We start from the raw sequence: 12,558 nt of genomic DNA, 5'->3' as shown, positions 1-12,558 counted from the left end.
GGTATTGTTATATGGTTTTTGGATAATTTTTTAATCCTTAATTTATTTTTTGTGAAATTTATAAGCTTTCTATGTATTTTTCATAGCCACTTTTTTTCAACAGATCTTTGGCTGTTAGATGATAAATGTCTTTCCAGGAATCCTTGCCGTTCTTTTCCACATATTTTTCGATAATTCTGAATCCCATCCAGTAATTAATATTTCCCGGGGCATCCGGAAACAGTTTGACTTTATCGTTCTGCAATAAAGGATTTTTTCCTGAAGTATCGGCAAAGTATGCTTTTAATTGGGTGAAAAGTTCTTTTTCATGCTGAATAAACCAGTCCCACTCTTTTTTATTCAGGTGTACGGTTTCATGTTTTTCAAGTTTTCCTTCAAAGAATACATAGGTAAAATAGCAGGCAAATCCTTCATCAATGGTCTGGTTCAGGGCAGAGGCATGATCCGGATCAGCATTTCTGGATTTTTCATAAGCCATATGGTTTAATTCGTGAGGAAGGTCCACTTTAAGAACAGAAGGAATTTCTATTCCTTTATTATTAAGTTCTAAGGCAAACTGTTCGTTGTTGCATCCACCGAAAGCAATTCCCGTGATAGGGGTGAAAATTAAACTTATTTTGGCCTTAGGCTGATAAGGAACCAGCTTGTTGAATCTGACAAGCGTTTTCTTAAATGTTTTTTTCAGATCAATATTTAAAAGAATGTTGGTTTTCTCTTCAAACATCTGCCTGTTTTTCAGATACAGGCTGTTATTCCATTCAGCCATCCCCTTAGTGGTATTGAACTTTTGGGCATTTTCATCCCCGAAGATCACCGCATAGCAACTATCCCAAAGCTTTTGATGAGGTTTATAAACATTGTTGATGATTCTTGCCGAATCGTACTGACCGTTTTTATGGGCAAGCATCTGATGCTTAAATGAATTAAGGATGACAATGTTCCCTACTTTTACACTGTCTTTTACCTGTTCCAGCCTGTTGTAATTAAAATTCTGATCATAGGCTGCCCGGGTTGCACAGGAAAAAACGGCCAACAGGGATAAGATCGAAATAATGCTTTTCATTGAATTTTTATGGTTAGCTTTTTAGTTTTTTTAAGTTGGGATAATTGGTTTTAACTTTTAATCCTGTTTATGTCTCATCGTGTTCTCCGTCATTTTCAGGATAACCTGTAAATTCGGTACTGCCTTTACAGCACAGGGGATGATCCGGCCTCTGCAAAAATAGGGGAATATCGGGAGTTTGGCTATATTTCCGCATCAATATTTCTTTGAGTTCAAAAAGCTATCCCGTTTTTGCTGGTTATTTATTGGTAATATCAATCTTCAATAGCTTCAATGCCCTGTCTTTTCAGTTCTTCAAGATGGTTTTTCATTGTTTGAAGCTGTTCTTCGGAATGCCCCTGCCATTCCATAACTTCTCCTATTACTCTGAACGGATGCAGCGAACGGTAAGATTTTGTAGGATTACCCGGAAATTTTTTATCGGTAAGGTTGGGATCATCTTCAATGGGACCGGTAGGTTCAACGATATAAATTCTTTCTTTTCCCTCTCCCTGTGATAGTTCTGCGCCCCAGGTTGCTGCTTCCAGCGTAGCGGTAAGGTAAATGTATTTCGCTTTTCTGTTGGTTCCGTAGTTGGAATTGAAACCGGGTTCAATAAGATCACCTGTTTTCAGATCTGCCTTGGTTCCGTGATAATAAATAACAGGATCCTGAATGGTATCGGAATTCATTGTATTACTATTTTTATTTCTGATCTTTATAGATATTCCAGAAGTTATAATCCGTCATAGGTGCATCTGTAATACCAATATTTCTTCCCATGGTTACAATCTGTCCTCTGTGATAAGTGCCGTGGATGATGGCATGCTGAATGTATTCATATTTGGAAAAATCACACTGAAACCATTGGGATTCTATCTTCACGTTTTGGGCAAGATCTTCTTCTGAAAGCCCTTCAACATATTCCATTAATTTCCTGGAATTATCTTTGATAGCATTGAAAACTTCATCTTTGGTGACTGCCGCTGAGGTGGCTTCAAAATCAAAATCGTTGCCTTCGGAGATATGGCTCCACCAATATTCCTGAGTTTGCCAGATATGATGCAGGGTTTTAAGGATAGTCGGAAAGCTTGAAGGGGTTTCCTGATTGAGCAGTGCATCAGATTTTGTGGCCAGCCAGTCGATGTATTTATTGACTACCCAATTGTTGTACTGTACAGTGTGAGTGATTAATGTTTTAAGATTCATAAGTATTGTATTTTGTGGTTGGATTTTATTTTGGTGAAATTATTTACAGTTCAAAATGACGGTTGTGATCATAATTTTCAGGGTTTATCAATGATTTATTGCAGTAGGTTGCGGTTTCAAAATCATTAATGCTGATGGATAAAAATGAGATATCCGGAAATAATTCCGTGAGGCTGGTGATAATTTTTTGTGAAAGATCTGCTTTCTGTTCCGTACTCCGTCCTTCCATGATGTATCCGAAAATGTGGATAAAATTCTTTTTATCTCCTCCGAGCCGGTAATACTGATAGGGCTGTAATCTTACTTTGATGTCATTTACGGCAAATAATCCGGTAGATTCTGCGGTTTTGTAAACGACATTCATCATTTCATCAGGCGTTTTCAGCTGAATAATATCCTGTGAACAGTCTATAACAAAGTGAGGCATGGTGATCTGGTTAACGGGTTGAATTTCGCAGTATTATGCTTGATAAGCCTCGTCGAAATTAGTAAAAAAGATGGTATGAAAAATACAATATTGAAAAAATATTTTACAGGATGTTCTAATGGCCAGGTTCGGTTATTCCGATCATTACTCCGAAATCCCCGTCTTTTTGAATCCATTTCTTTTCAGGAAGGTAAGTTCTTGAAACAAATCCGTCAAGATATAAAGCATTCTGACAGCCCATTTCTTTAAAAAGTGAAGCAAAATCATAAAAATTAACCTCTTTTTTGGACATCGCAAAAATGATTTCCCCGTTTTCGAGAATTCCTACACCATTTCTGATGTTCAGATTTTTAGAATGCTGCTGAAAAGTAGGGTTTATTTTCCCTTTGATAAGAAGCATGGGGCCAGATTGGGTAGCATATTTAATTTCCGGGGATGGAATGAATTTTTTAGTTTCAGTAATTTCCGGTTTATTATTTTTGGTGATATAAAATACTCCATTGGGTGGAAGATAAAAGTTTCCGTTTCCTTTTGAGGTGTCTATAGGGTGGAGGGTTTTAAAATTCTCAATATAAAGGCCTTTGGGAGCATAATCGGGATCAAACATGCCTCCGTTCATGGCGAAGATTAACTTTTCATTTTGGGAAGCTGTATAATTTTCCAGATTATTGAGGCTTCTGATAATTTCATTTTTACCGTCTTTCCAATACATCCGGATGTTTTGTTTTTGAGGATCTACCTGATAGATCACAAAGTTTTCTTCATTCCCAATCTTTTCTTTACAGGAAAGCAGAATGAAGAACAGGAGAGATAGATAAAAAACGGTATTGAGTTTCATAGAAATATCGGAGGATGAAATAAAAGTTGTTGATTTATTCTGTGTCAGTTAAAAGCCATTCTCCGTTATCATATTCATAGGTTTTTGAAATGGAATTCGAATTGATCATTATTGTTACCTGTACTTTATAGCCGGGCAGATTTCTAAATTTGAAATAAAGCGTATCATAGGAATAATTTAATACTTTATTGTAGATAAAATCAGTTTGTAATACCAATTCTTTATCCTGTTTTTTTTCGGTGAGGTAAAAGAATTTTTCGTTCCCTTTGTTTACTTCCTGATCCTTCACCATACCGATTTTGAATTCTTTATACGGACTAAATTCTTTCTCCTGGTCTGCGCCAAATAATCTGTTGGAAATACTGAATCCGAAATTCTTTTCACTGGGGACAATAATTTTTTCGTTGAGAACTTTCGACAAGGAAATAAGATCATCATACGTCCAGTTCCGGCCGCTGTAAAACGGATTGGTTGTATTATATTCTTTTTCACAAATGAATTTGTCATCATCCATATTACCACATACTGTATTGCTGTAGGTAACATAGAATAATATAACCTCTCCTTTGAAATCAGAATTACTTAAATCATTAATAATGACAGACGTTAATTTTTTAAAATCAATGTTTTTTGCTTCTTTGGATAGCTGTTCAAATAAGGCTTTATTTTTTTTCTGTATTTTCTCACATTTTCTCAACTCAGCTTTTGTGGGTTCATAGCTGTTATAATAGGAAAGGGTATCTCTTTTTTTCTGGGAAAAGCAGGAGAGTGAAGTGGTGAAAAAGAGAAGGATTAAAAAGTTTTTCATAGGTTATATTGATCTTTACAGGAGGTTTGGAAGAAAATCAGGGATGAAATAATAAAAGCTGTATTTAATTTTCAAGGCAATAAAAGTTGATGTTTAATATTGGTTTTTTATTGAGTATCAATTAAGCTCCATTCTCCGTTATTATATTCATAGGTTTTTGAAATAGGTATGAAATTGATCATGACAGTTACCTGAACTTTATAATCCGGAAGGTTCTTAAATTCGAAGTAAAGTGTATCATAAGAATAATTTAATACCTTATTGTAGATAAGATCAGTTTGTAATAGCAAATTTTTATTCTTCTTTTTTTCAGAGAGATAAAAGAATTTTTGTTTTCCTGATGTACTTCTTTATCCTTCACCAGACCGGTTTTGAATTCTTTATACCGGCTTATTGCCTCTTTCATATCTTCTCCGAATAACCTGTTGGAATTACTAAATCCGAAATTTTTTTTACTGGGGACAATTATTTTTGTATTGAGAATTTTCGATAAAGAAATGAAATCATTATAGGTCCAGGATCTGTTATTATAAAATGGATCAGTGGTGTTATGCTCCATGACACAGTTAAATCTATAATCATCATCATGACCACATATGGTATTGATGTAGTTAACATAGAATAATATAACCTCTCCTTTGAAATCAGAATTTTTTAAATCATTAATAATGACAGACGTTAATTTTTTAAAATCGGTATTTTTTGCTTCTTCAGACAGCTGGTCAAATAATTCTTTATTTTTTTTCTGTTTTAGTCCGCATTCTATTAATTCATTTTTTGTTGGCTCATATCTGCGATAATAATAGGAGGCGGTATCTTTTTTCTGGGAAAAGCAGGAGAGTGAAGTGGTGAAAAAGAGAAGGATTAAAAAGTTTTTCATAGGTTATTTTTATGTTCAAAATGGATAATAAAGAGAGGTATTTCAGGTACTCATTTCAATATCATCCCAGTCGGAGTCTTTATTGATCAGCCATTCCAAAGCTTTTCTTCTTTCGTATACCAGGCCTTCATTGATCTTTGCCTGCTGCCCTTTAAGTCTTTCATCTACGCAGTACCAGTGCAATCGGTAATATAGATCCAGCATTTCGTAAATTTCATCATCGGTTTTTAAGGTTGATAGTTGGTTTATTTTTTCATTGCTGTCATTTTCTTCTAGGTTAGGAAGCATAGAGGCCATTTCATCGCTGCACCATTGGGTTTCATCAAGATGATCCACCAGTCCGGTTGTCCACATTAAAGCCCAAAGGCCTTCAAGATACCATCTCAGGGAATTGATTTCATACTCTGTTAATTCGTCATTGTCTTTTAGCAGGATTTCATGTTCCCAGTTGGAAAGATGCTGAGTCAGTCCGTTCTGATCGATCCATTTTCTGATGATGGTGATGGGAGCCTCAAATGAAATATTAATCAGGGCATTCATCACACCCATTCTGCCTTTTATTTCTTCTATGGTTCTGGTATTGGGATCTTCCAGAATGGGCAGCCAGGAATTGAATCTGTATTGCCGGCTTTCGATTAACTGGTTATTGCGTTCTCTCGTTTTAATTTTTTGTTCTTCGGTCATTGGTGATTGTTTTTAATTAAAGCTTTTCAACGATAAAGATAAGCCACAATTTTTTATACTTAAATTTTTTCAGGAACAAGCATTACTGAAATGAAGTACCAATTATTCCTATGATTCCCATAAGAAATTCCGTACCAATTTTTTTTAAAAGACTTTTGTTTTTGAGCATGATGATCGTGCTTTTCGGGGTAGAAAATTACAGAAAAAAGATATACTCTATTTTATTTTATCAGTTTTTTAACAGCCTTTTTATATTCCTGTTCAAAATTCACCGATTCACGGTCCTCAATGATGTACTTTAAATCTTTGACCTTGTCGCCGGTGATTTTATATAAGTTCAGATAATTTGTTCCTGAAACCACATAACTTTCAACCCATTGATATTTCGGATTGTATACAGGATTTTTAACGGATTCAAAATCCAGAATTTTCTTAAACGTTTTATTTCTGTTGTCGAATACATAAAGATAATAAGTCCAGTTGCTTCGTACATCTGAAATATTCTGAACAAGAAGGTCTTTTATTCCGTCACCATTAAAATCTTCAAACTGAATTTCTCCTACTTTGCTATAAACCTGATCTTTTAAGATTATTTTTTTGTTTTTATAAATCGTTAGGTTATAATGCGGTGCTTCATCATTAAAACTTTTTACACCTATTAAGGATACCACGATGTTTTCTTTCGGATAAATACTGTCTGTTTTGATCTGCTGATTATTTTGCGCCCAAAGGAAGGCAGAGAAAAATAGTAGCATAAAGACATATGCTTTCCGTGAAATTTTAATCCTGAAATTCTCCATAAACCAGTATTTCTGCAATGTTTTTAATGTCCAGATTATTTTCTCTATTCACTTTTTCCAGACGGCCGGCAAAATCTTTTAGTTCATTCTTCGCTTTTTCAACAGCGGTTTTAAGTGCCGTTCTGCTTATTCTGACTTCATCAAGAGGTACAGGAGGACAAAAGCTTTCCTGAATTTCAGAATTCACAAAATCAAAAAGAATATCATCATCTATTTGGGTAACTTTCGGTGAGGGGTGGCCGCAATAGAAATACGTATTCTCCTGATCATCAATTAAGTCCTCCCACTCTGTAATGTCGGTTAAATCAGAGCAGCACTGAGGAAACAAAATGTCCCGTCCGTTGATTTTCAGAATATAGCCGCCATAGAAAGAACGTGTCAGTTCTTCAGGGCTCTTTTCTTCATCATCCTGCTTTTCCATTTCAACTTTAAGAAGATTAAGAAGATCCTGATGAGAGATCGAATGGGGTTCATAAAGTGAAGAACCTAAGAGGTAGGCCTTCAGTGCTCCTGAAAATCCGGCAATCTGATTACAGGTGTTGTTATAATTTTCCCATTCTTTCTGGTATTCCCAATAAGGCCCGGTTTCAGGAAGTTCTGTTTCCTCATTGGATATTGAGATTTCAACAACGGGTATGAGTTCTACGATTTGTTGTTCCATAAGATTTAAATGTAAGCCGTATATTATTCAATTTTTCCTCTGAAATATCCCCCGGCCTGATAAACAGAATCATTAATATTCGATTGTATCTCTAGTTCTATTTTTCCAAAGATACTGTCGCCTTTCTTATATTCCGATTTATTTAGGATGAGTTTTTGTTTTTTGATGGAATATCTGTCCCGGTCCAGAAAATCAAAAGGTTTCATATTATCGGTGTAAGTTTCAATGGAGGAAGAAAACCAGCTGCCTATTTTCATGACCTCTATATTTAACCCGGAATATCCGTCTCCACTATTGAAATTCAGGCTGAGTCTGTTTTCTGAATTCTCATGTAGAGAAGGGTGAAAACTAAAGCCTATGGTATCATTTTTTGCTTCACGGTCAAAACTGAAGTCAGTACTGATTGCTGAAGAACCTGTATTTAAAAATCCTGGAGCAAATACTTTTTTATTGAGTTTCTTTACAGCCGTTGAATTCGACACAGAGCTTTGGTATTCAACTTTATTAAATTTTAAAAAGAAAAATGCGGTAAAGATAAAAGCCAGCGCTGTAATAAAGATTAAAAATATTTTTAAGATGTTTTTCATTTTACAGACATTAATTTCCCCAGGAGTGCAGGAAGCTTGGTTTCAGGATTGATTTCATCATTGTTCCAGTAGCTCATTACGCAGCTTACATTTTTATCCCTTACTACGGCGGCCACATAATAAACCGTCAGATTTTTTCCTCCCGACATTCCTGCTAAGACTCCTGCAACTCCTGTAAAATCATAAAGTATTTTTTTAGCTTTTACAGGAACACCTTCAAATTCAATATCCACCATTTCTTCGGACACTACTTTGCCCATTTTTTTCGATTTTGTGATGTTGAACTGATTTTCCACAGCTTCTTTTGCGTCATCCAGGGTTCTGTGAACACTCCAGTTCATTTCTCCGGCATAGGGACACTGAACGATATTGATGGAAGTCCAGTAACAGCCGTTTCCCAATTCAATTTTTCTTCCTGCGAAATTGATGGAACTGATGCTCATCGGGGAAAAATTTTCTTCAGGAACTTTCTTTTCCATGATGGCGTTCACAAGTTTTTCTTCAGTTTCCTGATCTGTTTTTCCGATTTTGATAAACCAGACCACAGTGATGGTTTTGTCCGGATTTTCTACAAAATAATAATGGTTGGTCTGGGAAAAATCTGCGGCAACCTTTTGCTGTTTTGTCACCAATAAGTTGTTGAAATTGATTTGATTGTCCTTTACTTTTGCATCAGAATCCGAGATCTGATGTTTCCGGAATACTTTTTTTAGCCCTTTTTCATCAAATGTATTGGAAAAAACTTCGCTAGTTACGCTGTATCCGTCAATATTGTACCAGATTTTTCCGTTATTTTTTAAAGCGGTAAGTCTTTCAAAGATGTTGTTTTCCTGTGAGAAACAGACAGAAAAAACAAGAATGAACAGAAGATTTACTATTTTCATGATATTGAGATTGGGTTATTAGAAAACTAAGTTAAGTAAAAAATGAGTTGAAAAATCAATATGAAAGAAGTTTTCACAGGCTTAGTATAACCGGAAATCTTCTGCAATAACAAATTGATTATTAATCATTATCATTTTGTGATGAAAGACGGTTTTTTCTCCAAATGATTTTAGTTTTACCTGATGTTTTTCGCAGACTTTTTCAATATTTTCAACCACAGAAAAGGGGGCATTCAAAAATTTTCCACTTCCGTTTTTTATATTTTGAATAAAAGTATGTACGTTTATCCCGGCATTGATTTCTATATAATCTTCCCAATTTCGCCAGCCACCTGTAGCTGTTTCAATGGTTCTTTTGATTTCTTCAATAAATACATCAGGGTTTTGTGGCTTTGAATTGATAAAAACATCCAGATTACTTTGATTATGGTTGATCAGCAGGGGATGTTCTGTATACACTTTTAGTTTTCCGGATTCTTTCTTTTTTAGAAGGGCTTCCCTTTTGTTTTTAAAATCAAAACGCAGCAATGTATTCTCTACATTAAGGATGATAAAAGTGGTTTTAAAATCTTCAATATAAACTTCTTTATTCTGCAGGTTTTCTATGGTAATTTTTGTTTCCACTAATTAAATATTTCTAGCCTTTTTTATTTGATACAATAATCCTGCAGCTAACCCTATAATTCCTCCTATATATCCGAAATTATGGATGGAACCTACATTGATAAAACTCCGGATGTTCTTAGTTCCGGTGGGAATATACCAGTCAGTATTTTCCGGTGATAAAAATAAAACGGAAAACCCATAGCCCAAAATCCCTGAAATAAATGTGATGCAGATATTGATCAGGATTGATTTTATGGTTACTTTCAGAACTTTTTCCGCATCAAGAAATAACGAGATGAAAGCATAAACTATTCCTAAAAATAATCCTACCCACCAGGTTGCCAGAAATCCGATGATCCCTACTTTTATCCTTACATTCAGATTGAGGTTTTCAAATCCGAACTGTTGGAATTTAAGAAGCGTATAATATTCGGATGAAATGGTGTATGTAATCTGATCGTGTACTATTCCGTAAACTCCTGCGGATAGAGTTGAAATGATGATGATCAGGATAAAATTGATGAATTGTTTCATTGTGATTCGGGCTTCGCTTTAAGACATTATACTTATAAAAAAATCTTTGATTTTTTCCTTAATTAATCTTAATACTTAAAAGGATCTTAATGGTTCAAAAATTTGAACATGTTCTTAAAATCCGTCAAAAATTGCGCCTATAAAATCTCCGATTCCTTCAAATATATTTCCGAATACTTCTCCAAAATCCAGCCATGAGGAATCAATATCAGCATCGGGAAGATCCGGAATTTCAGATCCACTTGATACAGATAAGCCCTGCAGCATTTCTGTTTTCATGTCAGCATAGTCACAGGTTTCCCCTATTTGTTGATGGTAGCTTGTGAAATCAGAGTGGGAAGAATATACACTCATAGCCCAGCAGGAAAAATCAAAACCTTCATTCCATTTGCTTTTTTCATGGGCTGTTTTTATCTGTTCCGGTGTATAATACTTTTTTTTACCATGTTCGTGAACAAGAATTTTTCCAATATCGGTTATGTATTCTTTTTTATTGGCCGGAGCCGTATGACAGCCTGTGCTCATTGGTTAAATAGATTTGTGTTTTTGATGATATGAGTTTCCGGGTTCCCATTTACTCATTTGAAACAAATGGTTATACAATATCTTTCCTTTTTTATTGGGTTTTGAACAGGTTAATCGTATAATCCAATAGTTTTTGATCTCCATATTCTCCATGTCCCGGAATGACAATCTTTACATCGGGATATTCTTTTTTTACTTTTTCAACGGTATTGGACCAGGCGGAAACGTTAGCGTCTCCAAGATATCCTTTACCGGCTTCAAGTTCTTTGAGCAGACAGCCTCCGAAAAGGATATGTTCTTCCGGTAAATACCCGACTACATTATCTTTGGTATGGCCTTCCCCGAAAAATTTTGCAATGGTTTTTTCATGACCTGCTTTTAAAACGACTGAACCCTTAAAACTGTTTTCAGGAACTGTAAAGTTGTTTTCTTTAGCCAGTTCAATGGTTTTGGAATAAGCGTAAGAGGGAATATGATGGTTATGAAATGCCTGTAATCCGCCCATGCTGTCATCATGAAAATGAGTGGGAACAACGGCATTAATTTTAGAATGAAGGGCTCCGTTGATCCATTTAATCAGCTCTTCTGATGTTTTATCGTTGACAGGGGTATCAAAAACAACCGCTTCATTATTATTTTTTACCACCAATCCGTTACAGGGAACATTGCCAAAATCATTGGTCTGTTTAAAAGACGTATGAATAAATGCATTCTCTGAAATTTGGGTAATGATCAGTTCGGAAGATTTATATACTTCTTTCGCTTTAAAATGGTCAGTTTTTTTAGGGCTGCAGCTTAGAATGACAAAGGAAAGCAACAGGAAGCCGATATTTTTACTATTGATTTTCATGGGGTATTCTTTTGAAAGTTCAATTCTTCTAATTTACATCATATTGTAATGTTAGCATGAAATTAAAATTGTTCTGTGCAGATTGGCGAATGATCGTATGCGGAGTATTATTGAAGCTGCAGCCTTATCCAGTTTATGATAAACAGTACAATTGTTTTTTAAGCGCTTTGTTCTGCTCCGTCCTGTATTGCGGCTTTAAGTATTTCAAGGTTGATATCTTTCAGGGCTTTAAACTTAATGCAATATCCTGTTACGTTTGCTTTACCTATTTTTTCTCCATACATTTTGGCCAGGTACGTTTTGTCGCTGATGCCTAAAATATAGACAGAGATTCCTGTTTTGTTCGCACTCATCCCAATCTGATAGAAGTCTCTGCTTTTTCCATCAGCATAGGGTATGGTGTAAAGTCCATATCCGATATTGGGATTGGATACCGTTTTATTTTCACTGTTTTTGCCATTCAGAAACCATAATTTACATTCCGGCATGAGTTCCATAACAATATGGTGCAGCTCCTGCATATCGGTACGTTTGGGTTCAGGCTGGCCGGCAATATATTCTTTGATGTGTTCCTGGATTGTCATTGTGTCTGGCAGTATTTTGACTTTTAAATTTCTTTTTTAAAATGAAAACCATGGGATTGCAGATATTCGTCGATACCGATTTCAAAAGGAAGTTCATAGCCGTTATCTGCATCATAAGTTCCATCGGAGCCGTCTGAAGATTCCAGGAACCCCAAAGTCTTAGCCCCTGTTTTTTCCTTTGCATTTTTCCAGCAGTGCATTAGGAAGTTTTGTTCAAGGTCGGTTTGGTTTTCCCAGTAATTGGCAAGTTCCAGCTCATCATCTTCATCAAGATACGCTGAATAATCAATCCTGTTTTCATCCAGGACTTTTCTGCCTAATTCCTCAATATCAATATATGTATAATCTTCAAACGAATGTTCTCTCAGATGAAGCTCTGCGATATGAGTCGTTTTATCCTGTGAATAATATTCATAATGAGGCATGGCAAATAAAAAGCTTAACGGACTTGAAGCATAGTAATACAATCCCATGACTTCAATTTTTGTGTCATCTTCCCTGAATTTATATTTTGACTGTAAAACATCTATAAAAAAATCCGTGACTGTCTTTTCTCTTGGCAGCAGGAATGTATTTCTGAAGGCTTCATCGATTTTGGCTTCTATGGTCATGCTTGTTTATTTTTTGTGATGGTAAAAA

The 12,558-nt window shown here is 35.3% G+C and carries 18 protein-coding genes; all 18 read right to left on the bottom strand.

Going from position 1 to position 12,558, the window contains the following annotated elements; genetic code table 11:
* Window positions 1-58: 58 nt before the first annotated feature.
* The 18 genes from J2Y40_RS13990 to J2Y40_RS13905 all read right to left on the bottom strand — a co-directional run bounded on the left by J2Y40_RS13990 (window position 59) and on the right by J2Y40_RS13905 (window position 12,530).
* A complete protein-coding gene (locus J2Y40_RS13990) occupies window positions 59-1,063 on the bottom strand; it encodes a DUF2268 domain-containing putative Zn-dependent protease (RefSeq protein ID WP_309999564.1) in 1,005 nt (334 codons plus the stop codon).
* A gap of 254 nt (window positions 1,064-1,317) precedes the next feature.
* The gene (gene arr / locus J2Y40_RS13985; RefSeq protein ID WP_309999562.1) at window positions 1,318-1,734 is read right to left on the bottom strand and encodes an NAD(+)--rifampin ADP-ribosyltransferase; all 417 of its coding nucleotides are present in this window, start codon (window positions 1,732-1,734) and stop codon (window positions 1,318-1,320) included.
* Between the two features lie 13 nt (window positions 1,735-1,747).
* Window positions 1,748-2,251 (bottom strand): DinB family protein, encoded by a 504-nt coding sequence (locus tag J2Y40_RS13980; RefSeq protein ID WP_309999559.1) that lies wholly within the window; start codon window positions 2,249-2,251, stop codon window positions 1,748-1,750.
* Between the two features lie 43 nt (window positions 2,252-2,294).
* The gene (locus J2Y40_RS13975) at window positions 2,295-2,678 is read right to left on the bottom strand and encodes a 5-carboxymethyl-2-hydroxymuconate Delta-isomerase (protein WP_309999557.1); all 384 of its coding nucleotides are present in this window, start codon (window positions 2,676-2,678) and stop codon (window positions 2,295-2,297) included.
* 115 nt (window positions 2,679-2,793) lie between these two features.
* A complete protein-coding gene (locus tag J2Y40_RS13970; protein ID WP_309999555.1) occupies window positions 2,794-3,516 on the bottom strand; it encodes a phosphodiester glycosidase family protein in 723 nt (240 codons plus the stop codon).
* A gap of 34 nt (window positions 3,517-3,550) precedes the next feature.
* Window positions 3,551-4,324: a hypothetical protein gene (locus tag J2Y40_RS13965; protein ID WP_309999553.1), complete on the bottom strand. Its 774-nt coding sequence runs from the start codon at window positions 4,322-4,324 to the stop codon at window positions 3,551-3,553.
* Window positions 4,325-4,574: 250 nt separating this feature from the next.
* Window positions 4,575-5,204, bottom strand: coding sequence for a hypothetical protein (locus tag J2Y40_RS13960; protein WP_309999551.1), 630 nt, complete (start codon window positions 5,202-5,204; stop codon window positions 4,575-4,577).
* Between the two features lie 42 nt (window positions 5,205-5,246).
* Window positions 5,247-5,888 carry a DUF4272 domain-containing protein gene (locus J2Y40_RS13955; RefSeq protein WP_309999548.1) on the bottom strand — a complete coding sequence of 214 codons (642 nt, stop codon included), beginning with the start codon at window positions 5,886-5,888 and terminating at the stop codon, window positions 5,247-5,249.
* Between the two features lie 221 nt (window positions 5,889-6,109).
* On the bottom strand, window positions 6,110-6,643 hold the full coding sequence (locus J2Y40_RS13950) for an XAC2610-related protein (RefSeq protein ID WP_309999547.1): 534 nt from the start codon (window positions 6,641-6,643) through the stop codon (window positions 6,110-6,112).
* 25 nt (window positions 6,644-6,668) lie between these two features.
* Entirely contained in the window at window positions 6,669-7,349 is a 681-nt protein-coding gene (locus tag J2Y40_RS13945; RefSeq protein ID WP_309999546.1) for a hypothetical protein, read from the bottom strand.
* A gap of 23 nt (window positions 7,350-7,372) precedes the next feature.
* The gene (locus J2Y40_RS13940) at window positions 7,373-7,936 is read right to left on the bottom strand and encodes a hypothetical protein (RefSeq protein ID WP_309999544.1); all 564 of its coding nucleotides are present in this window, start codon (window positions 7,934-7,936) and stop codon (window positions 7,373-7,375) included.
* Entirely contained in the window at window positions 7,933-8,820 is an 888-nt protein-coding gene (locus J2Y40_RS13935) for a hypothetical protein (protein WP_309999542.1), read from the bottom strand. Before J2Y40_RS13935 ends, J2Y40_RS13940 begins: the two co-directional genes overlap by 4 nt.
* 81 nt (window positions 8,821-8,901) lie before the next feature.
* The gene (locus J2Y40_RS13930; protein ID WP_153395695.1) at window positions 8,902-9,444 is read right to left on the bottom strand and encodes a hypothetical protein; all 543 of its coding nucleotides are present in this window, start codon (window positions 9,442-9,444) and stop codon (window positions 8,902-8,904) included.
* Window positions 9,445-9,447: 3 nt separating this feature from the next.
* Entirely contained in the window at window positions 9,448-9,960 is a 513-nt protein-coding gene (locus tag J2Y40_RS13925; protein ID WP_153395693.1) for a hypothetical protein, read from the bottom strand.
* A gap of 114 nt (window positions 9,961-10,074) precedes the next feature.
* A complete protein-coding gene (locus J2Y40_RS13920) occupies window positions 10,075-10,485 on the bottom strand; it encodes a hypothetical protein (RefSeq protein WP_185151970.1) in 411 nt (136 codons plus the stop codon).
* A gap of 91 nt (window positions 10,486-10,576) precedes the next feature.
* On the bottom strand, window positions 10,577-11,335 hold the full coding sequence (blaCHM, locus tag J2Y40_RS13915) for a CHM family subclass B1 metallo-beta-lactamase (protein ID WP_309999540.1): 759 nt from the start codon (window positions 11,333-11,335) through the stop codon (window positions 10,577-10,579).
* Window positions 11,336-11,493: 158 nt separating this feature from the next.
* Window positions 11,494-11,919, bottom strand: coding sequence for a DUF1801 domain-containing protein (locus J2Y40_RS13910; protein ID WP_153395687.1), 426 nt, complete (start codon window positions 11,917-11,919; stop codon window positions 11,494-11,496).
* Window positions 11,920-11,942: 23 nt separating this feature from the next.
* Entirely contained in the window at window positions 11,943-12,530 is a 588-nt protein-coding gene (locus tag J2Y40_RS13905; protein WP_153395685.1) for a hypothetical protein, read from the bottom strand.
* Window positions 12,531-12,558: the final 28 nt, after the last annotated feature.

Origin of the sequence: Chryseobacterium sp. 2987 (assembly GCF_031456375.1) — a bacterium.
In the GTDB taxonomy this organism is placed as follows: Bacteria; Bacteroidota; Bacteroidia; order Flavobacteriales; family Weeksellaceae; genus Chryseobacterium; species Chryseobacterium vaccae.
The sequence above is the reverse complement of the archived record's forward strand: the minus strand, read 5'-3'. Positions and strand labels throughout refer to the sequence as shown.